General features: G+C 71.4%; 27 protein-coding genes. 6 read left to right on the forward strand and 21 right to left on the reverse strand.

Going from position 1 to position 23,165, the window contains the following annotated elements; genetic code table 11:
* Nucleotides 1-4: 4 nt before the first annotated feature.
* The 5 genes from ACIREI_RS04125 to ACIREI_RS04145 are packed head-to-tail and all read left to right on the forward strand — an operon-like array spanning nucleotide 5 to nucleotide 5,493.
* A complete protein-coding gene (locus ACIREI_RS04125; protein WP_403327142.1) occupies nucleotides 5-1,180 on the forward strand; it encodes an ADP-ribosylglycohydrolase family protein in 1,176 nt (391 codons plus the stop codon).
* Entirely contained in the window at nucleotides 1,168-2,550 is a 1,383-nt protein-coding gene (locus ACIREI_RS04130) for an ADP-ribosylglycohydrolase family protein (RefSeq protein ID WP_403327144.1), read from the forward strand. The genes ACIREI_RS04125 and ACIREI_RS04130 overlap by 13 nt, the downstream gene beginning before the upstream one ends.
* The gene (gene rbsK / locus ACIREI_RS04135; protein ID WP_403327146.1) at nucleotides 2,547-3,440 is read left to right on the forward strand and encodes a ribokinase; all 894 of its coding nucleotides are present in this window, start codon (nucleotides 2,547-2,549) and stop codon (nucleotides 3,438-3,440) included. Before ACIREI_RS04130 ends, rbsK begins: the two co-directional genes overlap by 4 nt.
* A complete protein-coding gene (locus tag ACIREI_RS04140; RefSeq protein WP_403327148.1) occupies nucleotides 3,437-4,678 on the forward strand; it encodes a CaiB/BaiF CoA transferase family protein in 1,242 nt (413 codons plus the stop codon). The genes rbsK and ACIREI_RS04140 overlap by 4 nt, the downstream gene beginning before the upstream one ends.
* The gene (locus tag ACIREI_RS04145) at nucleotides 4,675-5,493 is read left to right on the forward strand and encodes an HpcH/HpaI aldolase/citrate lyase family protein (protein WP_403327150.1); all 819 of its coding nucleotides are present in this window, start codon (nucleotides 4,675-4,677) and stop codon (nucleotides 5,491-5,493) included. The genes ACIREI_RS04140 and ACIREI_RS04145 overlap by 4 nt, the downstream gene beginning before the upstream one ends.
* A gap of 65 nt (nucleotides 5,494-5,558) precedes the next feature.
* On the opposite strand, the gene lgt is transcribed toward ACIREI_RS04145, so the two are convergent.
* The 11 genes from lgt to hisI form a co-directional block, all read right to left on the reverse strand.
* Nucleotides 5,559-6,542, reverse strand: a complete 984-nt coding sequence (gene lgt, locus ACIREI_RS04150; RefSeq protein WP_403327152.1) for a prolipoprotein diacylglyceryl transferase — start codon at nucleotides 6,540-6,542, stop codon at nucleotides 5,559-5,561.
* Between the two features lie 75 nt (nucleotides 6,543-6,617).
* Nucleotides 6,618-7,394: a DsbA family protein gene (locus tag ACIREI_RS04155; RefSeq protein ID WP_403327154.1), complete on the reverse strand. Its 777-nt coding sequence runs from the start codon at nucleotides 7,392-7,394 to the stop codon at nucleotides 6,618-6,620.
* A gap of 120 nt (nucleotides 7,395-7,514) precedes the next feature.
* Nucleotides 7,515-8,333 (reverse strand): tryptophan synthase subunit alpha, encoded by an 819-nt coding sequence (trpA, locus tag ACIREI_RS04160; protein WP_403327156.1) that lies wholly within the window; start codon nucleotides 8,331-8,333, stop codon nucleotides 7,515-7,517.
* Entirely contained in the window at nucleotides 8,330-9,613 is a 1,284-nt protein-coding gene (gene trpB / locus ACIREI_RS04165) for a tryptophan synthase subunit beta (protein ID WP_403327158.1), read from the reverse strand. The genes trpA and trpB overlap by 4 nt, the downstream gene beginning before the upstream one ends.
* A gap of 59 nt (nucleotides 9,614-9,672) precedes the next feature.
* Nucleotides 9,673-9,921 carry a tryptophan biosynthesis modulator TrpM gene (gene trpM / locus ACIREI_RS04170; protein WP_403327160.1) on the reverse strand — a complete coding sequence of 83 codons (249 nt, stop codon included), beginning with the start codon at nucleotides 9,919-9,921 and terminating at the stop codon, nucleotides 9,673-9,675.
* Between the two features lie 22 nt (nucleotides 9,922-9,943).
* A complete protein-coding gene (gene trpC, locus ACIREI_RS04175; protein ID WP_403327162.1) occupies nucleotides 9,944-10,753 on the reverse strand; it encodes an indole-3-glycerol phosphate synthase TrpC in 810 nt (269 codons plus the stop codon).
* Between the two features lie 136 nt (nucleotides 10,754-10,889).
* Nucleotides 10,890-11,330, reverse strand: coding sequence for a DUF2752 domain-containing protein (locus ACIREI_RS04180; RefSeq protein WP_403327164.1), 441 nt, complete (start codon nucleotides 11,328-11,330; stop codon nucleotides 10,890-10,892).
* 79 nt (nucleotides 11,331-11,409) lie between these two features.
* Nucleotides 11,410-11,661: an HGxxPAAW family protein gene (locus tag ACIREI_RS04185; protein WP_403327166.1), complete on the reverse strand. Its 252-nt coding sequence runs from the start codon at nucleotides 11,659-11,661 to the stop codon at nucleotides 11,410-11,412.
* A 230-nt stretch (nucleotides 11,662-11,891) separates the two neighbouring features.
* A complete protein-coding gene (locus tag ACIREI_RS04190) occupies nucleotides 11,892-12,533 on the reverse strand; it encodes a TIGR02234 family membrane protein (protein WP_403327168.1) in 642 nt (213 codons plus the stop codon).
* 73 nt (nucleotides 12,534-12,606) lie between these two features.
* Nucleotides 12,607-14,103, reverse strand: coding sequence for an anthranilate synthase component I (locus ACIREI_RS04195; protein ID WP_403327169.1), 1,497 nt, complete (start codon nucleotides 14,101-14,103; stop codon nucleotides 12,607-12,609).
* Between the two features lie 11 nt (nucleotides 14,104-14,114).
* The gene (gene hisI / locus ACIREI_RS04200; protein WP_403327171.1) at nucleotides 14,115-14,531 is read right to left on the reverse strand and encodes a phosphoribosyl-AMP cyclohydrolase; all 417 of its coding nucleotides are present in this window, start codon (nucleotides 14,529-14,531) and stop codon (nucleotides 14,115-14,117) included.
* 74 nt (nucleotides 14,532-14,605) lie between these two features.
* Here hisI and ACIREI_RS04205 point away from each other — a divergent pair, with 74 nt between their 5' ends.
* A complete protein-coding gene (locus ACIREI_RS04205; RefSeq protein ID WP_403327173.1) occupies nucleotides 14,606-15,241 on the forward strand; it encodes a TIGR03085 family metal-binding protein in 636 nt (211 codons plus the stop codon).
* Nucleotides 15,242-15,245: 4 nt separating this feature from the next.
* Here ACIREI_RS04205 and ACIREI_RS04210 read toward each other — a convergent pair whose 3' ends face one another.
* From ACIREI_RS04210 to hisD, 10 genes are all read right to left on the reverse strand, one after another.
* Nucleotides 15,246-16,496, reverse strand: coding sequence for an MFS transporter (locus ACIREI_RS04210; RefSeq protein WP_403327175.1), 1,251 nt, complete (start codon nucleotides 16,494-16,496; stop codon nucleotides 15,246-15,248).
* A 17-nt stretch (nucleotides 16,497-16,513) separates the two neighbouring features.
* A complete protein-coding gene (locus ACIREI_RS04215) occupies nucleotides 16,514-17,101 on the reverse strand; it encodes an ArsR/SmtB family transcription factor (RefSeq protein WP_403327177.1) in 588 nt (195 codons plus the stop codon).
* Nucleotides 17,102-17,218: 117 nt separating this feature from the next.
* On the reverse strand, nucleotides 17,219-17,974 hold the full coding sequence (gene hisF / locus ACIREI_RS04220) for an imidazole glycerol phosphate synthase subunit HisF (RefSeq protein WP_403327179.1): 756 nt from the start codon (nucleotides 17,972-17,974) through the stop codon (nucleotides 17,219-17,221).
* 12 nt (nucleotides 17,975-17,986) lie between these two features.
* Nucleotides 17,987-18,385: a RidA family protein gene (locus ACIREI_RS04225; RefSeq protein WP_403327181.1), complete on the reverse strand. Its 399-nt coding sequence runs from the start codon at nucleotides 18,383-18,385 to the stop codon at nucleotides 17,987-17,989.
* Nucleotides 18,382-19,107, reverse strand: coding sequence for a bifunctional 1-(5-phosphoribosyl)-5-((5-phosphoribosylamino)methylideneamino)imidazole-4-carboxamide isomerase/phosphoribosylanthranilate isomerase PriA (gene priA, locus ACIREI_RS04230; protein WP_403327183.1), 726 nt, complete (start codon nucleotides 19,105-19,107; stop codon nucleotides 18,382-18,384). Before priA ends, ACIREI_RS04225 begins: the two co-directional genes overlap by 4 nt.
* A 4-nt stretch (nucleotides 19,108-19,111) precedes the next feature.
* Nucleotides 19,112-19,756, reverse strand: coding sequence for an imidazole glycerol phosphate synthase subunit HisH (hisH, locus tag ACIREI_RS04235; RefSeq protein ID WP_403327185.1), 645 nt, complete (start codon nucleotides 19,754-19,756; stop codon nucleotides 19,112-19,114).
* The gene (locus ACIREI_RS04240) at nucleotides 19,756-19,920 is read right to left on the reverse strand and encodes a hypothetical protein (protein WP_033318048.1); all 165 of its coding nucleotides are present in this window, start codon (nucleotides 19,918-19,920) and stop codon (nucleotides 19,756-19,758) included. The genes hisH and ACIREI_RS04240 overlap by 1 nt, the downstream gene beginning before the upstream one ends.
* A 4-nt stretch (nucleotides 19,921-19,924) precedes the next feature.
* Nucleotides 19,925-20,518 carry an imidazoleglycerol-phosphate dehydratase HisB gene (hisB, locus tag ACIREI_RS04245; RefSeq protein WP_403327187.1) on the reverse strand — a complete coding sequence of 198 codons (594 nt, stop codon included), beginning with the start codon at nucleotides 20,516-20,518 and terminating at the stop codon, nucleotides 19,925-19,927.
* Nucleotides 20,515-21,651, reverse strand: a complete 1,137-nt coding sequence (locus ACIREI_RS04250) for a histidinol-phosphate transaminase (protein WP_403327189.1) — start codon at nucleotides 21,649-21,651, stop codon at nucleotides 20,515-20,517. The genes hisB and ACIREI_RS04250 overlap by 4 nt, the downstream gene beginning before the upstream one ends.
* Entirely contained in the window at nucleotides 21,648-22,997 is a 1,350-nt protein-coding gene (gene hisD / locus ACIREI_RS04255; RefSeq protein WP_403327191.1) for a histidinol dehydrogenase, read from the reverse strand. Before hisD ends, ACIREI_RS04250 begins: the two co-directional genes overlap by 4 nt.
* Nucleotides 22,998-23,165 lie beyond the last annotated feature (168 nt).

The following is a 23,165-nucleotide window of genomic DNA, read 5'->3' on the forward strand; positions in this document are numbered from 1 at the left end:
GGGCATGACGCCCAAAGCAGAAGAAAGCAGTGGTCCGCGTCTGGACGAGCGGATCACCGGCGCCCTGGTCGGCGCGGCGGTCGGCGACGCCCTCGGAGGCCCGGTGGAGGGCTACTCCCCCGACCAGATCATTCAGCGCCACGGCGGCCGCGTCCACGGCATCGTCGGCCCCTGGAACGGCGACGCCTGGCGCACGGCCCGCCCCATCGCGCCGTACCACAAGGGCGACGGCCACGTCACCGACGACACCTTGATGACGCACGCACTGGTCCGCGTCTACGCCACGGTCCGCGACCACCTCGACGCGTACGCCATCGCCGACCACCTGGTCCCGGACCTGATGACGGCCCCGCGCTGGATCCCGGAACTGGAGTCGGAGGCCCTCCTCCTCCAGCGGATCTTCCTGGCGGAGAAATGGCTGGTGGCCCGCCTCCACTACGGCCACGTGGACCCCCGCGAGGCGGGCGTCGGCAACATCGTCAACTGCGGTGCGGCGATGTACATGGCCCCGGTCGGCCTGGTCAACGCCGCCGACCCGAGGGCCGCGTACGCCGAGGCGCTGGACATCGCGGGCGCCCACCAGTCGTCGTACGGCCGCGAGGCGGCGGGTGTCTTCGCGGCCGCGGTGGCGGCGGCATGCGCCCCCGGGGCGACACCGGACTCGATCGTCACGGCCTGCCTGTCCCTGGCGAAGGACGGCACGAGGGCGGCGATCGAGAGGGTCTGCGAAGCGGCGAGCCACTACACGGACTTCGAGTCGGCCCTGGCCCCGATCCGGGAGGCGGTGACCCCGTACGACACGGTGGGCCCCGACTACCGACAGCCTTCCCTCGGCGCCCGCCGCCCCTCCCGCCTGCACGCGATCGAGGAACTCCCCGTCGCGCTGGGGATGCTGGTCGTGGCGAACGGCGACTACCGCGCATCGGTGCTGGGCGCGGTGAACTACGGCCGGGACTGCGACTCGATCGCCACGATGGCCGGCGCCCTGGCCGGCGCCCTCGGCTCACCGGTCCCCGAGAACTGGTCGAAGACGGTCGCGGAAGCCAGCCGCCTGGACCTCTGGGAACCGCCGCGCGCGCTGACCGAGGTGACGAGGGAGATCCACGAACGGGACGTACGCCGACGCCGCGCGCACGAAGCGGCGTTCAGGGAGCTGGGAGGCTCAGGATGCTCCGACTGACGTGGGTCCAACCGGAGGACCTGATCGGCCATGAGCTGCGACAGGCGGCCCTGGACGGCCGCGAGCCGTCGGCAATCGCGGCGCGGTGGAGGGCGGCGGGCGGCGGGGAGGCACCGTTGCGCGCGGGTGCGTCACCGGAGCCGGCGTCGCAATATCTTCGGACGCTGGCCAAGGACTTGCTGGATGAACTGGCGGACCTGCCCAGCAGCTTGCAGGACGACGAGCCGACGGACCTGGAGAAGATCAAGTCCCTCTGCCCGAACTGGCCGTCACAGGCCGAGGGCGGTCGTGCGGCCGGGGCCGCCCCCTACGAAGCCGCCTGGCTGGGCAGGGCGGTCGGCTGCCTCCTGGGCAAACCCGTCGAGAAACTCCCCCTCGAAGCCATCCGCCAACTGGCCGAAGCAACCGGCAACTGGCCCCTGACCACGTACTTCACCGCCAAGGGAGTCCCCGGGGAACTGGCCGCGGAATACCCCTGGAACCGCCGCTCAGCGAAAACCTCCCTCGCCGAAAACATCGACGGCATGCCCGAGGACGACGACCTCAACTACCCCCTCCTCAACCTCCTCCTCATCCAGCGCCACGGCAAAGCCTTCACCACCACCGACGTAGCCCGCCTCTGGCTCGACGAACTCCCACCCGGCCGTACCTTCACGGCCGAACGCATCGCCCACCGCAACCTCCTCCTCGGCATCGAACCCCCGCACACGGCCCGCCACCGCAACCCCTTCCGCGAGTGGATCGGTGCCCTCATCCGCGCGGACGTCCACGGCTGGACCAACCCGGGCGACCCCGCCGCCGCAGCCGAACAGGCGCACCGGGACGCCACCCTCACCCACACCGCGAACGGCGTCTACGCGGCGATGTTCACGGCGGCGGCCATCGCACAGGCAGCGACAGCGACCGGCTCCCACGCCATCCACGACTGCCTGAGCACCGGCCTCACGGTGATCCCCGCGAACTCCCGCCTCTCCCAGGCCATCCGCCACGCCATCCGACTGGCGCAAACCCACGAGGACTTCGACACGATCGTCGACGCACTCCACGCCACCTACTCCCCCACCCACCACTGGGTCCACGCCATCCCCAACACCGCCCTGATCACCGCCGCCCTCACCCACGCCGACGGTGACTTCACCGGCTCCATCTGCCGTGCCGTATCAGGAGGTTGGGACACGGACTCCAACGGCGCGACGGCCGGCGGCATCGCCGCCCTCCTCACCGGCACCCCCGCCGCCCTCCCCGACCGCTGGACGGCCCCCCTCAAGAACCGCCTCGCCACCTCCGTCGCCGACTTCAACGGCACCGGCTTCGACGCCTTGGCCCAACTCACCCACGAACTCACCCCCTTGGAGGCCACTCGCCCATGACCGACATCGTCGTGCTCGGCAGCACGAACATGGACCTCGTCACCTACGTCGAGAAGGCCCCGCAACGCGGGGAGACCGTGACGGGCCGGGAGTTCCGTACGATCCCCGGCGGCATGGGCGCCAACCAGGCGATCGCGGCGGCCCGCGCCGGCGGCACCGTCACGATGATCGGCGCCGTCGGCAACGACGCCTTCGGCACCCGCCTGCGCTCCAATCTCGAACACTCCGGCGTCGACACCGACGACCTCCGCACGGCGGAGGGCCCGTCCGGCACCGCGCACATCGTCGTGGACGACGAGGGCGGCAACGCGATCGTCGTGATCCCCGGCGCGAACGGCACGCTGGACCACCTGAGCCCCGGCGACGAGGGCGTCATCGCCTCCGCCGACATCCTGCTGCTCCAGTTGGAGATCCCGCTGCCCGCGGTCATCGCCGGCGCCCAGGCGGCCCACCGCCACGGCGTCCGTACGGTCCTCACCCCGTCCCCCGCGAAGCCGCTCCCGGACGAACTCCTCACCGCCGTCGACCTGTTGGTCCCCAACGAGCACGAGGCCACCACCCTCACCGGCCGCACCGACCCGCGTGAGGCGGCCATCGGGCTGCTCGACCTGGTGCCCGAGGTGGTCGTCACGCTGGGCGCGGCAGGCAGCCTGTACGCCACCCGCGGCGCCGACCCCGTGGCCGTCCCGGCGCCCAAGGTCACCGCGGTCGACTCCACCGGCGCCGGTGACACCTTCGTAGGCGCCCTCGCGGTGGCACTCGGCGAGGGACGGCCGATGCCCGAGGCGCTGGCGTGGGCGGCAGAGGCCGCGGCGCTGTCGGTACAGCGGGAGGGCGCCTCGGTGTCGATGCCGTACCGCCCCGAGATCGACGCGCGGTACGCCTCATGAACGCGCCCGGCCCCGAGTCCTCTACCGCCCCTGCCCCGCCGCGTACCGCTTCTCCCCCTCCCCTGACCGGCCTGCGCGTCCTCGACCTCGCCACCCTCTTCGCCGGCCCTCTCGCCGCCACGATGCTCGGCGACTTCGGCGCGGAGGTCATCAAGGTCGAGCACCCCGCGAAGCCGGACCCCTCCCGCGGCCACGGCCCGTCGAAGGACGGCGTCGGCCTGTGGTGGAAGGTCCTGGGCCGCAACAAGCGCACGATCACCCTGAACCTCTCCAAGCCCGGCGGCCGCGCCACCCTCCTGCGCCTGGCCGCCACCGCGGACGTCGTCATCGAGAACTTCCGCCCGGGCACCCTGGAGAAATGGGACCTCGGCTGGCCGGAGCTCTCCGCCGCCAACCCCCGCCTGATCCTCACCCGCGTCACCGGCTTCGGCCAGTTCGGCCCCTACGCCCACCGCCCCGGCTTCGGCACCCTCGCCGAGGCGATGAGCGGCTTCGCCGCGCTCACCGGCGAACCGGACGCGCCCCCGACCCTGCCGCCCTTCGGCCTGGCCGACTCGATCGCCGGCCTCGCGACCGCGTACGCGGTGCTGACGGCACTGGCCGCCCGCGACCGCACCGGCGAGGGCCAGGTCGTCGACATGGCCCTCATCGAGCCGATGCTGCTGGCCCTCGGCCCCCAGCCGACCTGGTACGACCAGCTCGGCTACGTCCAGGAGCGCACCGGCAACCGCTCCGCCAACAACGCCCCGCGCAACACCTACCGCACCGCGGACGGCACCTGGGTCGCCGTCTCCACCTCCGCCCAGTCGATCGCCGAGCGCGTGATGCACCTGGTGGGGCGCCCGGACCTGATCGACGAACCGTGGTTCGCGACGGGCGCGGACCGTGCCCGCCACGCCGACGTCCTCGACAAGGCGGTCGGCGACTGGATCGCCCGCCACACCCGCGCCGACGTCCTCGCGGCCTTCGAGAAGGCGGAGGCGGCGGTGGCCCCGATCCAGGACGTCCGCGATGTGATGACCGACCCGCAGTACGCGGCCCTCGGCACGATCACCACCGTCGACGACCCCGAACTCGGCTCCCTGCGCATGCAGAACGTCCTCTTCCGCCTCTCCGCCACCCCCGGCACGATCCGCTGGCCGGGCCGCCCGCATGGCGCGGACACGGACGAGATCCTCACCGGCCTGGGCCTGACGCCCACCGAACTGGAGGCCCTGCGCGAGGAGGGTGCCCTGTGACGGCCTGCCCCCTCACCTGGCTGTACGCGCCGGGCGACCGGCCCCGGGTGGTGGCGAAGGCGCTCGTCTCCGGAGCGGACGTCGTCGTGATCGACCTGGAGGACGCGGTCGCCCCCGACCGCAAGGAGTACGCCCGCGAGGCCACGGCCGAACTTCTCTCCCAGCCGCAACCGGTACCCGTCCATGTCCGGGTGAACGCCCTGGCCGGTCCGCTGGCACCGGCGGACCTGTGGGCGGTGGCACACCTGCCGGGCGTCTCCGGCCTCCGCCTGCCGAAGGTGACGTCGGCCGAGCAGATCACCTGCATCGTGGAAACCCTCGGCAGGACACCCCCGCTGTACGCCCTCCTCGAAACAGCCGTCGGCATCGAACACGCCTACGCGATCGCCTCCGCCCACCCTTCCCTGCGCGGTATCTCCCTGGGCGAGGCGGATCTACGGGCCGACCTGGGCGTACGCGAGGACGAGGGCCTCGACTGGTCCCGCTCGCGCGTCATCGTGGCGGCCAGAGCGGCCGGCCTGCCGCCTCCACCCCAGTCCGTCCACCCGGACATCCGCGACCTGGAGGGCCTGGCGGCGTCCTGCGCCCACGGCCGCACCCTGGGCTTCCTGGGCCGGGCGGCCATCCACCCCCGCCAACTCCCGGTGATCGAACGGGCCTACCTTCCCACGGAGGCGGAACTGGAACAGGCGGAGACGATCCTCAAGGCAGCGGCGACGGAACACGGCGCCCAGGCACTGCGGGACGGAACCTTCATCGACGCGGCGGTGGTGGCAGCGGCCCAGCGGACCCTGTCACTGGCCCGCAGGCGCTGACCGGGCCGACACACGACGAGGGCGCCCGGACAGTCCCGAGCGCCCTCATCACGTAGAGCCAAGCGTCACGTCTTCTTCGTCGCCGACTCGGCCTTGTCGCCGGGTTCCTTCTCGTCCTCCGCGTCCGACGCGTCCGCCTCGGCCTTCTCGCCCTCGGCCGTCTCGTCGGCCTTCCCGGCGTCGGCCTCGGTACCGCCCTCGCCCTCACCGTCGGCCTCGCCGCCGGAGGCAGCGGCACCAGGCTCGACCACGGCTTCCCTGCCCGGCCGCTTGTTCGCCGACACCACGAGGTACGTCACCGCGAGCAGGAACACGATCAGCGCGGTCCAGACGTTCAGCCGCACACCCAGGATGTGGTGGGCGTCGTCGACCCGCATGTACTCGATCCACGCGCGGCCCGAGCAGTACGCGGCGACGTACAGGGCGAACGCCCGCCCGTGCCCCAGCTTGAAGCGGCGGTCGGCCCAGATCACCAGCAGCGCGACGCCGATGCACCACAGGGACTCGTACAGGAACGTCGGGTGGTACAAGCCCGGCACCCGCCCGTCCGTCGAGGACGTGATCTTCAGCGCCCAGGGAAGGTCGGTCTCCCGGCCGTACAGCTCCTGGTTGAACCAGTTGCCCCAGCGTCCGAGCGCCTGCGCGAAGGCGATGCCGGGGGCGACGGCGTCGGCGTACGCGGGCAGCGGGATGCCGCGGCGGCGGCAGCCGATCCACGCGCCCAGCGCGCCGAGCGCGATCGCGCCCCAGATGCCGAGGCCGCCCTCCCAGATCTTGAAGGCGTCCACCCAGTCGCGGCCCTCGCTGAAGTACAGCTCGTAGTCCGTGATCACGTGGTAGAGGCGCCCGCCGACCAGGCCGAAGGGCACGGCCCAGACCGCGATGTCGGCCACCGTGCCGGCCCGCCCGCCGCGGGCGACCCAGCGTTTGTTGCCGAGCCAGACGGCTACGAAGACACCGATGATGATGCAGAACGCGTAGCCGCGCAGCGGGATGGGGCCGAGGTACAGCACCCCGCGCGACGGGCTGGGAATGTAGGCAAGTTCCATGGCAAGGTCGACGCTACCCTGCCGGGCGGCAGCGATGGCAGGCAGCCCGGCTACGGGTCCATAACAGGCGGCGCGTCACCCCTTGGCGGCCTCCTCCACCATCTGCTTCAGCTTCGCCGGCGTCATCGTCTGGTCCTGGTAGATGTTCTTGCCGTTCAGCAGCACCGTCGGCGTGCCACTGAAGCCGCCCTTCTGGAACGCCTCGTTGGACTTGTTGACCCAGCTGTTGTGCGTGCCGTCCTCGACGCACTTGCGGAAGGCGGGCGTGTCCAGGCCCTTGACCTTGGCCGCGAGCTCCAGGAGCTTGCTGTTCTTGGCGAAGGCGTCGTCGACCTCGGGAGGCTGGTTCTGGTAGAGCACGTCGTGGTACGGCGTGAACTTCCCGACGTCCTGGGCGCAGGCCGCGGCATTGGCCGCGTTGCGCGAGCCGGTGCCGCCCATGTTGCCGTCGATGATCGTCGCCAGGTGGTAGTCGACCTTGAGCTTGCCGGACTCCGTCAGCTCGTGGATCGTCGATCTGTACGCGTCCTCGAAGGACTTGCAGGCCGGGCAGCGGAAGTCCTCCCAGACGGTGAGCGTCGACTTGGCGCTCGTCTCCCCCACCGGGATCGCGAGCCCGTCCTTGCCCTGTGCGCCCGAGGGCCCGACCACCGGCCCCGCCGAGTCACTGCCGTCGTCCTTGCCCGCGTTCGCCGCGACGACCCCGACCACCGCCGCGAGTCCCAGGACGCAGACGACGCTCGCGCCGACGATCAGCGTACGGCGCCGCTTGTCGGCGGCCTTCTGCTTCTCCCGCTCGACCGCCAGCCGCTCCCGGGCGGTCCGCTTTCCCTCACGATTCTTTTCGCTCACACCCGCAGGAACGAACCGGGGAGGCGCAGCGCGCCTCCCCGGCCTCAGGTCCACCCGTTCGAGCGACTCGTACGGAATGACCTTCTTCTGAAGATGTCCCCTACGGCCGCGGGACGCTTCCTACGCCTGCCCGCGCACGCCCTTCGCCAGCTCGCCGGCGAGCGCGCGCACGGCCTCGACGCCGGCCGCGTCGTCCGGCGCGTCCAGCATCCGCTTGACGAAGGCCGAGCCGACGATCACACCGTCGGCGAAGCCGGCGACCTCGGCAGCCTGGTCGGCGTTGGAGACGCCGAGCCCGACGCAGACGGGCAGGTCGGTGCCGGTGGCCCGGGTGCGCTCGACCAGGTCCTGCGCCTGCGCGCCCACGGACTCGCGGGTGCCGGTGACGCCCATCAGCGAGGCGGCGTAGACGAACCCGCTGCCCGCCGCCGTGATCCGTGCGAGCCGCTCGTCCTTGCTGCTGGGCGCCACGACGAAGACCGTCGCGAGCCCGTGCTTCTCGGCGTGCTCCCTCCACAGCTCCGACTCCTGCACGGGCAGGTCGGGCAGGATGCAGCCCGCGCCGCCCGCCTCGGCCAGCTCGGCGGTGAAGCGCTCGACGCCGTAGCGGTCGATGGGGTTCCAGTACGTCATGACGAGGATCGGCTTCCCGGTGGCCTCGTGGGCCTCCTTGACCGTGCGCATGACGTCCGCGATCTTGACGCCGCCGCGCAGGGCGATGTCGTCGGCGGTCTGGATGACGGGGCCGTCGAGGACGGGGTCGCTGTGCGGCAGCCCGACCTCCACGACGTCCGCGCCGCCGTCGAGGGCGGCCTTGATCGCCTCGATGCCGCCGTCCACGGTGGGGAACCCGGCCGGGAGGTAGGCGATGAGGGCGGAGCGGCCCTCGGCCTTGGCACCGGCGAGGGTGTCCGTCAACAGCTGGATGTTGCCGCTCACTTGGCGTCCCCCTCGATCTCCGCGACATCGGCTGCGTTGGCGGCGACTTCGGCATCGGTGTCGTACAGGCCGAAGTAGCGCGCGGCGGTGTCCATGTCCTTGTCGCCACGCCCGGACAGGTTGACCACGATCAGCCCGTCCTTGCCCAGCTCGCGGCCGACCTCCAGGGCGCCGGCCAGCGCGTGTGCGCTCTCGATGGCCGGGATGATGCCCTCGGTGCGCGACAGCAGGCGCAGGGCCTGCATGGCCGCGTCGTCGGTGATCGCGCGGTACTCGCCGCGTCCACTGTCCTTGAGGTAGGAGTGCTCGGGGCCGATGCCCGGGTAGTCCAGACCGGCCGAGATCGAGTAGGGCTCGGTGATCTGGCCCTCCTCGTCCTGCAGGACGTAGGAGCGGGAGCCGTGCAGGATGCCGGGCTCGCCCGCGGTCAGCGTGGCCGCGTGCTCACCGGTCTCGACGCCGTGCCCGGCGGGCTCGCAGCCGATGAGGCGTACGTCCGTGTCGGGGATGAAGGCGTGGAAGAGACCGATGGCGTTGGAGCCGCCGCCGACGCAGGCGACGGCGGCGTCGGGGAGGCGGCCGGCGCGCTCCAGGAGCTGACGGCGCGCCTCGACGCCGATCACGCGGTGGAAGTCGCGGACCATGGCGGGGAAGGGGTGCGGGCCGGCGACCGTACCGAAGAGGTAGTGCGTGTGGTCGACGTTCGCCACCCAGTCGCGGAACGCCTCGTTGATGGCGTCCTTGAGCGTGCGGCTGCCGGACTTCACGGCGATGACCTCGGCGCCGAGCATGCGCATCCGGGCCACGTTGAGGGCCTGGCGCTGGGTGTCGATCTCGCCCATGTAGATCGTGCAGTCGAGGCCGAACAGCGCGCAGGCCGTCGCGGTCGCGACGCCGTGCTGACCGGCACCGGTCTCGGCGATGACCCGGGTCTTGCCCATGCGCTTCGTGAGCAGGGCCTGGCCGAGCACGTTGTTGATCTTGTGGGAGCCGGTGTGGTTGAGGTCCTCGCGCTTGAGGAACACGCGCGCGCCACCGGCGTGTTCGGCGAAGCGGGGGACCTCGGTGAGGGAGCTGGGGCGGCCGGTGTAGTTGACCAGCAGGTCGTCGAGCTCGCGGGCGAACTCGGGGTCGTGCTTGGCCTTGTCGTACTCGACGGCCACCTCGTCCACGGCGGCGACGAGGGCCTCCGGGATGAACTTGCCGCCGAACGCGCCGAAGTAGCCTTCGGCGCTGGGGACTTGCCCCTCCGGGTCGGGGATGAAGAAGTCGCTGGGCATGCGGAAACCTCACGGTGAGTGTGTGAAAGGACACTAATCGCCGTGGGGCGGGGGGGTTGTCAGTTGACTGCGGGCCAGGTGTGGCTGGTCGCGCCCGCGCGGCGGTAGCCGCAAATCAAACAGAGCCCCGCGCCCCTGAAGGGGCGCTGCCATCGACGGCCGTTTACCTGCCCAGGTTCGTCACCGATGACGTACCTGACCCTGCGGCCGTGCACGCGGCGTGCCGGTGCACGGCAGCCTCGGGGCCGGCAGCCGCGCGCGAGGCGGGCGTACGGGTCCCGGGACGTCAGGGTGGTCAGGAGAGTCATCGGAGGCAAGCCTAGCGGGTGATCAGCCGCGACCGTGCCGCAATGCGGGATGTTCGCCCGCCGCCACCAGGTCGGCGACCGCCGTCTTCGGGTCCTTGCCCGTGACCAGGGACTCGCCGACCAGGACCGCGTCGGCGCCGGCGTTGGCGTACGCGATGAGGTCGTGCGGGCCCCGGACGCCGGACTCGGCCACCTTGACGAGGCCGGACGGGATCTCGGGCGCGACGCGCTCGAACGTCCCGCGGTCGACCTCCAGGGTCTTCAGGTTCCGCGCGTTGACACCGATGATCTTCGCGCCCGCGTCCACGGCACGCTCGACCTCGTCCTCGTCGTGCACCTCGACCAGCGGGGTCAGGCCGATGGACACGGCACGCTCGATCAGCGACTCCAGCGCCGACTGGTCGAGGGCCGCGACGATCAGCAGGGCGAGGTCGGCGCCGTATGCCCGGGCCTCCCACAGCTGGTACGACGTGACGATGAAGTCCTTGCGCAGGACCGGGATGTCCACGCGCGCGCGGACCGCCTCCAGGTCGGCCAGCGAGCCGCCGAAGCGCCGCTGCTCCGTCAGGACGGAGATGACGGCCGCGCCGCCCGCCTCGTAGTCCGCGGCGAGTCCGGCCGGGTCGGCGATCGCGGCCAGCGCGCCCTTTGAGGGGCTGGAGCGCTTGACCTCACAGATGACCTTGACGCCGTCGCCCTTCAGAGCGGCGACCCCGTCCTTGGCCGCGGGAGCCTTCGCCGCGCGCTCCTTGAGCTCGTCGAGGCTGACGCGCGCCTGCCGCTCCGCGAGGTCGGCACGGACTCCGTCGATGATCTCGTCGAGCACACTCACGCGAGCGGCCCCCTTCCAGACGGTCGGTTGTGAAAGCGGTGCGAAAAACTATGGTCACTGCGATGGTATCCGGAGGTGGGCGTAGGCCTCGCATCCAGTTGACGCCGGTCCCACTACCTGGACGTTCTCCAGTTGATCAAGGGTGTAGCCAGCCACCGAACGGCAGGTTCCGGACAACGGTGAAGACCAGCAGCAACGCCCCGGCGGCCCGCAGCTGCACCGGCGAGAGAACCAGGCTGAACGGCCGCCCCCGTACCGCCCGGACCACCCAGACGGTCCACACCACGGCGAAGAGCACATAGCCCACGACAGCGAGCGCGTTGTCCTGGAGGGCCGCCGCGAAGTCCCCGTGGACGACGGCGTGCGCGCTGCGCAGTCCGCCGCAGCCGGGGCAGTAGATGCCGGTGAACCGCAGGAGCGGACAGGCCGGGTAGTGGCCGGGCTCGTTCGGGTCCACGGTCCCCACGTACGCGAAGGCGCCGGCGACGGCCGCGAGCACCGCCGCCGGGCCGGCCAGTCGCCCCAGCACGGCGCCGGACCGGGTCGGCCTGCGGTTGTCGGCGTTCACGTCCTGCATTGTCCCCTCCGAACACGCGGGAGGGGCGCCCCTGGCACCCATCGGTGCCGGGTCGCCCCTCGGCGAAGCCGTACGGCTCTCAGCTCTCGACGGCCGCCGTCTCGCGCTCCTGCGTCGTGAGCAGCGCCTTGTGAGCGTCCTTCGGCTGGCCCATGCCCATAGCGCTCATGATCCAGCCGACGACGCCGCCGAGGACCACGACGCCCAGGCCGGCCCAGAAACCCGCGGGCTGGGCCATCACCATGAAGGCGCCCGAGACGCAGAAACCGATGAAGGCGATCGTGACACCGGTCCAGGCGGCCGGGGTGTGACCGTGGCTGCTGCCCGCCATTGCTTGCTCCTCGTTGCTGTGTACGTGTTGTACGTGGGTGAGCGGACGCTCGCTGTCATTGTCCCGCACGCGTGACGATGAGGTGATCGGGGGTAGCCCTCACGAGTCGACCCCGGGGGCTGCCACGCCGCCAAGGGGCGCGGGGCTGTGTCGATATGCGGCTGCCACCGCGCGGGCGCGCCCAGCCCCCACCGGCCCGCACGTTTGGTCACCGGCCTCCTGGCGGAGCGCTACGCGCTGGTCGGGTCCTCGCCCCGGTCGAGGGCCTTCCAGAGCTCTTCGGGCCGGTCGGGGTCGACGGCCGGGGCCTTGCGGCGTTGCCGTGGGGCGCCGCCGCGCTCGTAGCGGCCGGACATCCCCGGCCACAGGCGGCCGTAGCGCAGGGCCAGTAGTCCGGCGAGCAGGATCAGGGCGCCGCCGACGGCCGCGACGTACGGCCATGCGGTGTGGGTGAGGGCCTGGACGGTGGCCGAGGTGTCGCCGGAGGCCTGCGCGGCCTTCTCGTCCAGCGCGGAGCTGTCGGAGGCGCCGAGCAGGGCCGCGGCGACCGTGCCGGCGCCGGAGAGCGCGAGCAGGGCGGCGACCATGAAGCGGCCGGCCCTACGGACGGCGAAGACGGCGACGAGCGCGGCGAGTCCCACTATGGCCAGGGCCGCGGGGACGCCCGTGACGTCGCTGCCCTTGGCGACCAGCGGGAACGGGCCGCCGGCCACCGTCACGGTGCCCTCCGACCAGCGCTGCCGGGTGGCGAGCAGCGCCACGGCCGCGCCGAGCGCGCCGCACAGCAGGGCAACGGCAAGACTCATACGGCCGGCCCGGGCGGAACCGGGGGCTTCGGAACGGGGGTGAGGAACAGCAGTCACGTACTCCACTATCACCCGGACCCCGAACGATCGGTCACCCGGGGTTCGGTGAGAGGGGCCACTCGGGTTCGGCCCCCCTGGCTCACGTGAGTCGGTTCGCCGTGTGTACCGCCCGCAGTACCGCCGCCGCCTTGTTCCGGCACTCGGTGTCCTCGGCGACCGGGTCGGAGTCGGCGACGATGCCGGCGCCGGCCTGGACGTAGGCCGTGCCGTCGCGCAGCAGGGCCGTACGGATCGCGATGGCCGTGTCGGAGTCGCCCGCGAAGTCGAGGTAGCCGACGCAGCCGCCGTACAACCCCCGCCTGGACGGCTCGAGTTCGTCGATGATCTGCATCGCGCGGGGCTTGGGCGCGCCGGAGAGCGTGCCGGCCGGGAAGCAGGCCGTCAGGACGTCGAAGGCCGTGCGGCCGGGTGCCACGCGTCCCGTCACCGTGGAGACGATGTGCATCACGTGGGAGTAGCGCTCGATGGACATGAAGTCGACCACCTCGACCGAGCCCGGCTCGCAGACCCGCCCGAGGTCGTTGCGGCCGAGGTCGACCAGCATGAGGTGCTCGGCGCGTTCCTTGGGGTCGGCGAGCAGTTCGTCGGCGAGGGCCTGGTCCTCCTGCGGGGTGGCTCCGCGCCAGCGCGTCCCGGCGATGGGGTGGACCATGGCCTGCCCGTCCTCGACCTTGACCAGGGCTTCGGGGGACGATCCGACGACGTCGAAGCCGTCGAAGCGGAAGAGGTACATGTACGGCGAGGGGTTGGTCGCCCGGAGGACCCGGTAGACGTCCAACGCGCTCGCGCTGCACGGCGTTTCGAAGCGCTGGGAGGGGACGACCTGGAAGGCCTCGCCGGCCCGGATGCGCTCCTTGATGTCCTCGACGGCCTCCTGGAAGTCCTCGCCGCCCCACAGGGCCGTGTAGTCGGGGAGCTCGGAGGGCGGGAGCACGGCGGGCGGCTGGGCGACCGGGCGGGAGAGGTCTGCCTGCATGGCGTCGAGGCGGGCGATCGCGTCGGCGTAGGCCTCGTCGACGCCGGTGTCGAGGTCGTTGTGGTTGATCGCGTTGGCGATCAGTAGGACGGAGCCCTCCCAGTGGTCCATGACGGCGAGGTCACTGGTGAGCAGCATGGTCAGCTCGGGCAGCCCCAGGTCGTCCCGCTCGCCGGGGCCGATCTTCTCCAGGCGGCGCACGATGTCGTAGCCGAGGTAGCCGACCATGCCGCCGGTGAAGGGCGGCAGGTTCAGGTCGTGGGCCAGGTCGCGGGGGGTGTGCAGGGCCTCGATGGTGGCGCGCAGGGCGGCGAGCGGGTCGCCCTCGACGGGGACACCGACGGGCGGGGTGCCGAGCCAGTGGGCCTGTCCGTCGCGCTCGGTCAGCGTCGCCGCGGACCGTACGCCCACGAACGAGTAGCGAGACCATTGAAAGGCAGTCCGGCCGTTCTCCGCGGACTCCAGGAGGAACGTGCCGGGGCGCTCGGCGGCGAGCTTGCGGTAGAGCGCGACCGGGGTGTCGCCGTCGGCGAGGAGCTTGCGGGTGACCGGGATGACTCGGCGGTCGGTGGCCAGCTTGCGGAACGTCTCGAGGTCCATGGCGGCCGACCTTACTGATCCGAGACCGGCACGCCGGAATCGGCGCCCTCGGTCTCCTTGAGCAGCACGTCCACGTCGAAGCAGGTGCGCGCGCCCGTGTGGCAGGCGGCGCCGACCTGGTCGACCTTGACGAGCACCGTGTCGGCGTCGCAGTCGAGGGCGACGGACTTGACCCACTGGAAGTGGCCTGAGGTGTCGCCCTTGACCCAGTACTCCCGGCGGCTGCGCGACCAGTAGGTGCAGCGGCCGGTGGTGAGCGTGCGGTGCAGCGCCTCGTCGTCCATCCAGCCGAGCATCAGCACCTCTCCGGTGTCGTACTGCTGGGCGATGGCGGGCAGGAGCCCGTCCGCGCTGCGCTTGAGGCGCGCGGCGATCTCGGGGTCCAGCCGGCTGGGCTGACGGGGCGTGCTGATGGTCATGCATGCCATTGTGCCGCGCGCCACTGACAGTGACCGCGAGGTGTCCACTGGGCGGACCTCATACGCAGTCGTAGGCTGACTGCATGTCGACCTTCGCCAAGCGTGAACGACTTCTCCTGGCCGACCTCTTGGAGGCCGAGGGCCCGGACGCCACCACCCTCTGCGAGGGATGGACGACCCGCGATCTCGCCGCGCACGTGGTGGTGCGCGAGCGCCGCCCCGACGCCGCCGCCGGCATGCTGATCAAGCAGCTCGCGCCGCGCCTGGACAAGGCGATGGAGGAGTTCGCGGCGAAGCCCTACGAGGAGTTGATCCAGCTCATCCGCACCGGCCCGCCGCGCTTCTCGCCGTTCCAGCTCAAGCAGATCGACGAGTTGTCGAACACGATCGAGTTCTACGTCCACACCGAGGACGTCCGCCGCGCCCAGCCGGACTGGACGCCCCGCGAACTCGACCCGGTCTTCCAGGACGCCCTCTGGTCCCGCCTGGAGCGTTCCGCCCGCCTGATGGGCCGCGGCACGCCCACGGGACTGGTGCTGCGCCGCCCGAACGGCCAGACGGCGGTCGCCCACCGGGGCACGCCGGTCGTCACGGTGACCGGCGAGCCGTCGGAACTGCTGCTCTTCGCCTACGGCCGCCAGGACGCCGCCAAGGTCGAACTGGACGGCGACAAGGACGCGATCACGAAGCTGCACGAGGGGAAGCAGCTGGGGATCTGAGAAGTCACTTCGGGAGTTCGGCGCGGCGCAGGGCGGGCACGCCCAGGGCGATCACTCCGCCCAGCCCGCACACCGCCGCGCTGACGACGAAGACCGGGCCGGTGCCCCAGGCGCCGATGGCCGCGGCGGACAGCGGCATGCTGAGCGGCGCGAAACCGAGGCTGACCAGCCCGGAGACGGCGGTGACACGGCCAAGATAGGCGGCGTCGGCCTGGGTCTGCAGCAGGGCGCCGCACATGGCGCCGCTGAGCCCGGCGAGCAGTCCGATGAGCAGGGCGACGCCGACGGCCGCGAGCACGCCGGGCACGAAGGCCAGGGCGCCGATCGCGACCGACCCCGCGAGGATCGCCCATCCCGCCACCTGCCCGGCGTGCGGCAGGCGTCCGCGCACGGTCAGCAGCAGGGACGCGGCACCCGCGCCGACGCCGAAACCGGCGAGCACCCAGCCCATTCCGGAGGCGCCCCAGCCCCGCTCGTCGGCGAGCAGCGTCAGGCCGACATTGAGGGGGCCGACGAAGCCGAGGTCGCCGAGGGCGATGGCCAGCATCAGTGGAGCGAGCACCCGGTGGCGGCGGATGTAGCCGAGACCGGCCAGCAGATCGCGCCAGGCGGTGCCGCCCCGCGCGGCCGCCTTGTCGTCGGGGGGCAGCTCCCGCACCCGTACGAAGACCAGCAGCGGCACCGACACCGCGATGAGCAGCCCGGCGAGGCCGAACGCGGCCGCCGCGCCCCCGACCGCGACCCCGAGACCGCCGAGCGGAGCGCCGACGACGATCGCGAAGCGGATCCCGAGGCCTCGCATGCCCTGCACGCGCGCGAGCTGGTCGCGTGTCGTCACGCGAGCGGGGAGCGCTCCCACGGCCGGCGTGAACACGGCGTCGACGGTGCCGAAGACCAGGGCGAGCGCGGCCAGCGGCCACAGGCCGGGCGTGGTGAAGAACAGCAGCCCGGCCACCGCGAGGACGGCCGCGCAGCGCACCGCGTCGCTGCCGATGACGACCCTGCGCGGCCCGAGCCGGTCGGCGATCACTCCCCCGCCCAGCATCAGCAGGGCCCGCGGCAGGGCGCTCACCGCCATGACCACTCCGGCCTGGGACGGCGAACCGGCCTGTACGGCCGCCCAGGAGAGGGCGATGTAGTAGACGCTGTCGCCCATCATCGAGGCGGTGTAGGCGGCGAGCCAGCGCAGGACGTTGGGGTCGCGGTGGGCGGGTCTGTCGACGACGTCGGTCGCGGCTATGAGCGTGGCGGTCACGGGAGGGGTGTCCTCTCTCAGACGCGGAACGGGAAGCCGTACATGTGCAGGGCGACGTTCTCGCGCCCCTCGGTCTCGCCGGCGGCCTCGCGGGCGCGCCCCTGCTCGTCGTACCTCTTGAGCACGTCGTGCAGGTCCTTCTTCAAGTCGGCCAGTTCGCCGGCCGTCAGTCGCAGCAGCAACTCGGAGTCGTGCGCGGCCGCGCTCCACTCCGGGCCCCAGTGGGCGCGCTCGTCGAGGTAGGTGCGGTACATCTCGGAGCGCTGTTCCTGGAAGAGCCGTGACGCCGCGAGGTGGGCGGCCACCTTCTCGGGGGCGTCCTGGAAGTCCTTGTCGCGGACGCTGACGCCCTGCGAGGCGGGCTGCCACCAGCGCTCCCTGGCGTCGGCGCTGCGCGGTTCGGCCTCCTCCACGAGGCCGTGCTCGGCGAGCTTGCGCAGGTGGTAGCTGACCAGGGAGACGGCCTCGTCCACCTGCTCGGCGAGCTGCGAGGCGGTGGCCGCCTCGGCGACGAACAGCAGCCGGTAGAGCTTCGTGCGCAGTGGGTGCGCGAGGGCCTTGAGCGTGCCCAGGTCGGTGATGTGGCGGATCTCCTTGCTTGCCATGCCCCAACCCTAGATACGAAAGAAAAGTTGCGCAATATATTTTGCGCAACTTCTCTTTCGCATCTGCCGATGAGAAAGCCCCGGCCTGCTCGACCGGGGCTCAGCTCGGGCTCCTCGTCAGCGGACGGGCTGCCCCGCCTCCCGCAACGCGTCCTTCACCTCACCGATCCGCAGATCCCCGAAGTGGAACACCGACGCCGCGAGCACCGCGTCCGCCCCCGCCTCGATGGCCGGCGGGAAGTCGGCGAGCTTGCCGGCGCCGCCGGAGGCGATGACCGGGACCGTCACGTGCTTGCGTACGGCCTCGATCATCTCGATGTCGTAGCCGTCCTTCGTGCCGTCCGCGTCCATCGAGTTGAGCAGGATCTCGCCCGCGCCCAGCTCGGCGGCGCGGTGCGCCCACTCGACGGCGTCGATGCCGGTGCCCTTGCGGCCGCCGTGGGTGGTGACCTCGAAGGTGCCTTCAGGAGTGCGCCGCGCGTCGACCGACAGCACCAGCACCTGCCGTCCGAACCGCTCGGCGATCTCGCGGATCAGGTCGGGGCGGGCGATGGCGGCGGTGTTGACGCCCACCTTGTCGGCGCCCGCGCGCAGCAGCTTGTCCACGTCCTCGGCCGTGCGGACGCCGCCGCCGACCGTCAGCGGGATGAACACCTGCTCGGCCGTACGACGCACCACGTCGTACGTGGTCTCGCGGTTGCCCGACGACGCGGTGATGTCCAGGAACGTCAGCTCGTCGGCGCCCTCGGCGTCGTACACCTTGGCCATCTCGACGGGGTCGCCCGCGTCGCGCAGGTTCTGGAAGTTGACGCCCTTGACGACCCGACCGTTGTCCACGTCCAGGCAGGGGATGACTCGGACCGCCAGGGTCATGAAACCGGCTCCTTACTCACGGCCTCTGAATGCTTCTATTTCCACTTCGACCAGGATGCGCGAGTCCACGAAACCCTCCACGACGAGCAACGTCGAGACCGGGCGCACCGTGTCGAAGAACTCCTTGTGGGCCCGGCCCACGGCGTCCACGTCCCGTGCGTGGGTCAGGTACATCCGGGTACGGATGACGGACTCGACGCCGAGCCCGAACTCGCCGATCGCCTCGACCGCATGGGTGAAGGCCACGCTGGCCTGCTCGTACGGGTCGCCCTCGCCGTACAGCACATCGCCCTTGAAGGACGTCGTGCCGGCCACCAGCACGCGGTCTCCCGCCGCGACGGCGCGTGCGAACCCGAAGGACTCTTCCCAGGGACTTCCGCTCTGCACACGCCGTACGGCATCGGACGTCATGACGAGACAACCTCCAGGGCCTCTTCCAGGGTGAACGCCTTCGCGTACAGGGCCTTCCCGACGATCGAGCCCTCGACACCGAGCGGGACCAGCTCGGCGATGGCCCGCAGGTCGTCCAGGGACGAGACGCCGCCGGAGGCGACCACGGGGCGGTCCGTCGCCGCGCAGACGTTCTTCAGCAGCTCCAGGTTCGGGCCCTGGAGCGTGCCGTCCTTGGCGATGTCGGTGACGACGTACCGCGCGCAGCCCTCGCTGTTGAGGCGCTCCAGCGTCTCGTAGAGGTCGCCGCCGTCGCGGGTCCAGCCGCGGCCGCGCAGGGTCGTGCCGCGTACGTCGAGGCCGACGGCGATCTTGTCGCCGTGCTCGGCGATGACCTTGGCGACCCACTCGGGGGTCTCCAGGGCGGCCGTGCCGAGGTTCACGCGCGTGCAGCCGGTGGCGAGGGCGGCGGCCAGGGAGGCGTCGTCGCGGATGCCGCCGGACAGCTCGACCTTGATGTCCATCGCCCCCGCGACCTCGGCGATCAGCTCCCGGTTGTCGCCGGTGCCGAACGCGGCGTCCAGGTCGACCAGGTGCAGCCACTCGGCGCCCGAGCGCTGCCAGGCGAGGGCGGCCTCCAGCGGGGAGCCGTAGGAGGTCTCGGTGCCGGACTCGCCGTGCACGAGGCGGACGGCCTGGCCGTCGCGGACGTCGACGGCGGGGAGGAGTTCGAGCTTGGCCATGTCTCTACAGGGTTCCGATCCAGTTGGTGAGCAGCTGCGCTCCGGCGTCGCCGGACTTCTCGGGGTGGAACTGCGTGGCCCACAGGGCGCCGTTCTCCACGGCGGCCACGAAGGGCTTGCCGTGCGTCGACCAGGTGACCTTGGGTGCCTGCATCAGCGGGTTGTGCACCTCCAGGGCCCAGTCGTGGACCGCGTAGGAGTGCACGAAGTAGAAGCGCGCGTCCGCGTCCAGACCGGCGAACAGTTCGGTGCCGGCCGGCACGTCCACGGTGTTCCAGCCCATGTGGGGCACGATGTCGGCCTGGAGCGGCTCGACCGAGCCGGGCCACTCGCCGAGGCCCTCGGTCTCGACGCCGTGCTCGATGCCCCGCGCGAACAGGATCTGCATGCCGACGCAGATGCCCATCACCGGGCGCCCGCCGGCCAGCCGGCGCTCGACGATCCAGTCGCCGCGCGCCTCCTTCAGGCCCTGCATGCAGGCCGCGAAGGCGCCGACGCCGGGCACCAGCAGGCCGTCGGCGTTCATGGCCTTGTCGAAGTCGCGCGTGATCTCGACATCGGCGCCCGCGCGCGCGAGGGCGCGTTCGGCGGAGCGGACGTTGCCGAAGCCGTAGTCGAAGACGACGACCTTCTTCGCGACGGTGCTCATCAGTTCCACACCTCCAGCCTCAGGATGCCCGCGACGAGACACATCGCGGCGCCGATCGAGAGCAGCACGATGAGGCTCTTCGGCATCTGCTGCTTGGCGAACGAGATGATCCCGCCGACGAGGAAGAGGCCGACGACGATCAGGACGGTGGACAGCCCGTTCATGGGGTTACAGGGCACCCTTCGTGGAGGGAAGGATGCCCGCCGCGCGCGGGTCGCGCTCGGACGCGTACCGCAGGGCCCGGGCCAGCGCCTTGAACTGGCACTCCACGATGTGGTGGGCGTTGCGCCCGTACGGCACGTGCACGTGCAGCGCGATCTGGGCCTGGGCGACGAAGGACTCCAGGATGTGCCGGGTCATCGTGGTGTCGTACTCGCCGATCATCGGCGCCATGTTCTCGGGCTCGGTGTGCACGAGGTACGGGCGGCCGGACAGGTCGACGGTGACCTGGGCGAGGGACTCGTCCAGCGGGACCGTGCAGTTGCCGAATCGATAAATCCCCACCTTGTCGCCGAGCGCCTGCTTGAAGGCGGCGCCCAGCGCGAGGGCGGTGTCCTCGATGGTGTGGTGCGAGTCGATGTGCAGGTCGCCCTCGGTCTTCACGGTCAGGTCGAACAGACCGTGCCGGCCGAGCTGGTCGAGCATGTGGTCGTAGAAGCCGACGCCGGTCGACACGTCGACCTGCCCCGTGCCGTCCAGGTTTATCTCGACGAGGACCGAGGTCTCCTTGGTCACCCGCTCCACGCGTCCAACGCGGCTCATGTGCTCTGCTCCTTCGGGGGTGTGGGGGCGTCCCCCACAAGACACTGCAACTCACGTACCGCGTCGAGGAACGCGTCGTTCTCTTCGGGAGTTCCGGCGGTCACCCGCAACCACCCCGGCACGCCGTTGTCCCGGACCAGCACGCCCCGGTCGAGGATCTGCCGCCAGACGGCGTGCGCGTCCTCGAACCGTCCGAACTGCACGAAGTTGGCGTCCGACGGCGTGACGTCGTAGCCGATGGCGAGCAGCTCGCCCACCAGCCGGTCCCGCTCCGACTTCAGCTGTTCGACGTACTTCAGCAGCGTGTCGGTGTGCTCCAGGGCGGCCAGGGCGGTCGCCTGGGTGACGGCCGACAGGTGGTAGGGCAGCCGTACGAGCTGGACGGCGTCCACGACCGCCGGGTGCGCGGCGAGATAGCCGAGGCGCAGGCCGGCGGCGCCGAAGGCCTTGGACATCGTGCGGGAGACGACGAGATTCGGCCGGCCTTCGATCAGTGGCAGCAGCGAGTCGCCGTGGCTGAACTCGATGTACGCCTCGTCGACCACGACCATGGACGGCTTCGCCGACTGCGCGGCCTCGTACAGCGCGAGGACGGTCTCGGGTGGGACCGCGGTGCCCGTGGGGTTGTTGGGGGTGGTGATGAAGACGACGTCGGGCTGGTGCTCGGCGATCGCCTTCTCGGCGGCCTCGAGGTCGATCGTGAAGTCCTCGTTGCGCGGACCGGAGATCCAGCCCGTGCCGGTACCGCGCGAGATGAGGCCGTGCATCGAGTACGACGGCTCGAAGCCGATGGCCGTACGGCCCGGTCCGCCGAAGGTCTGCAGCAGCTGCTGCAGGACCTCGTTGGAGCCGTTGGCCGCCCAGACGTTCGCGAGGCCCACCTCGTGACCGGACGTGTCCGTCAGGTACTTGGCGAGCTGGGTGCGCAGCTCGACCGCGTCCCGGTCCGGGTAGCGGTTGAGGTGGCGGGCCGCCTCACGGACGCGCTCGGCGATCCGCTCGACCAGGGGCTCGGGCAGCGGGTAGGGGTTCTCGTTGGTGTTCAGCCGTACGGGGACGTCCAACTGGGGCGCGCCGTAAGGGGACTTGCCGCGCAGCTCGTCCCGTACGGGGAGATCGTCGATGCCAGTCACTTGCTTCCGGGTACCTTCCAGCCACGCGACATTTGTTCGTCTCCGACAAACCTCGCCTTGATCGCCGCGCCGTGCGCCGGCAGGTCCTCCGCCTCCGCCAGCGTGACCACGTGATGCGCGACCTCGGCCAGCGCGTCCTTCGTGTAGTCGACGATGTGGATGCCCCGCAGGAAGGACTGCACGGACAGGCCGGAGGAGTGGCAGGCACAGCCGCCGGTCGGCAGCACGTGGTTGGACCCGGCGGCGTAGTCGCCGAGCGAGACCGGCGCCCAGGGGCCGATGAAGATCGCGCCGGCGTTGCGTACCCGGTCGGCCACGGCGGCCGCGTCGGCCGTCTGGATCTCCAGGTGCTCGGCGCCGTACGCGTCGACGACCCGGAGCCCCTCCTCGACCCCGTCGACCAGGACGATCGCGGACTGCCTGCCCTTGAGGGCCGGGACGATCCGGTCGTCGATGTGCTTGCTGGCCGCGACCTGCGGCTCCAGTTCCTTCTCCACCGCGTCCGCGAGCTCCACGGAGTCGGTGACGAGGACGGCGGCTGCGAGCGGGTCGTGCTCGGCCTGGCTGATCAGGTCGGAGGCGACGTGCACCGGGTCGGCGGTGGCGTCGGCGAGGATCGCGATCTCGGTCGGGCCCGCCTCTGCGTCGATGCCGATCTTGCCGGTGAAGTAGCGCTTGGCGGCGGCGACCCAGATGTTGCCGGGACCGGTGACCATGTTGGTGGGCGCGCAGGACTCGGTGCCGTACGCGAACATCGCGACGGCGGTCGCGCCACCGGCGGCGTACACCTCGTCGACGCCGAGCAGCGCGCACGCGGCGAGGATCGTCGGGTGCGGGAGGCCGCCGAAGTCGGCCTGCGCCGGGGAGGCGAGGGCGAGGGACTCGACGCCGGCCTCCTGGGCCGGGACGACGTTCATGATCACGGAGGACGGGTAGACGGCCCGTCCGCCGGGCGCGTACAGCCCGACCCGGTCGACCGGCACCCACTTTTCGGTCACCGATCCGCCCGGCACGACCTGGGTCGTGTGCGTCGTACGGCGCTGCTCGCGGTGGACGAGACGGGTGCGGCGGATCGACTCCTCCAAGGCCGCGCGCACGGCCGGGTCGAGCTCCTCCAGCGCGCGCGTGAGCGCGGCGGGCGCCACCCGCACCTGGTCCAGCTTGACCCCGTCGAACTTCTCCGCGAAGTCGATCAGCGCCGCGTCGCCCCGATGATGCACGGCCTCGCAGATCGGACGCACCTTCTCCAGGGCGGCCTGAACGTCGAACTCGGCTCGGGGCAGCAGGTCGCGCAGGGCGGGGCCCTCGGGGAGGGCGTCGCCGCGCAGATCGATTCGGGAGATCACGGGCTCAATTCTCTCAGACGTGGGTTGCGTGCCGTTCGCGCGTTCCAGTGGCTGATACGGATCCCCCCGGGAACTTGGAAGATCACCTTCACGTCTAGCGTTCGGGGCGTCACTCAGCGGGCATGAACAGTTGTACGAACCCATGAGTAGATGAGGGGGATGGGCGAA

The organism is Streptomyces sp. NPDC093591, from assembly GCF_044764885.1.
Taxonomy (GTDB): Bacteria; Actinomycetota; Actinomycetes; order Streptomycetales; family Streptomycetaceae; genus Streptomyces.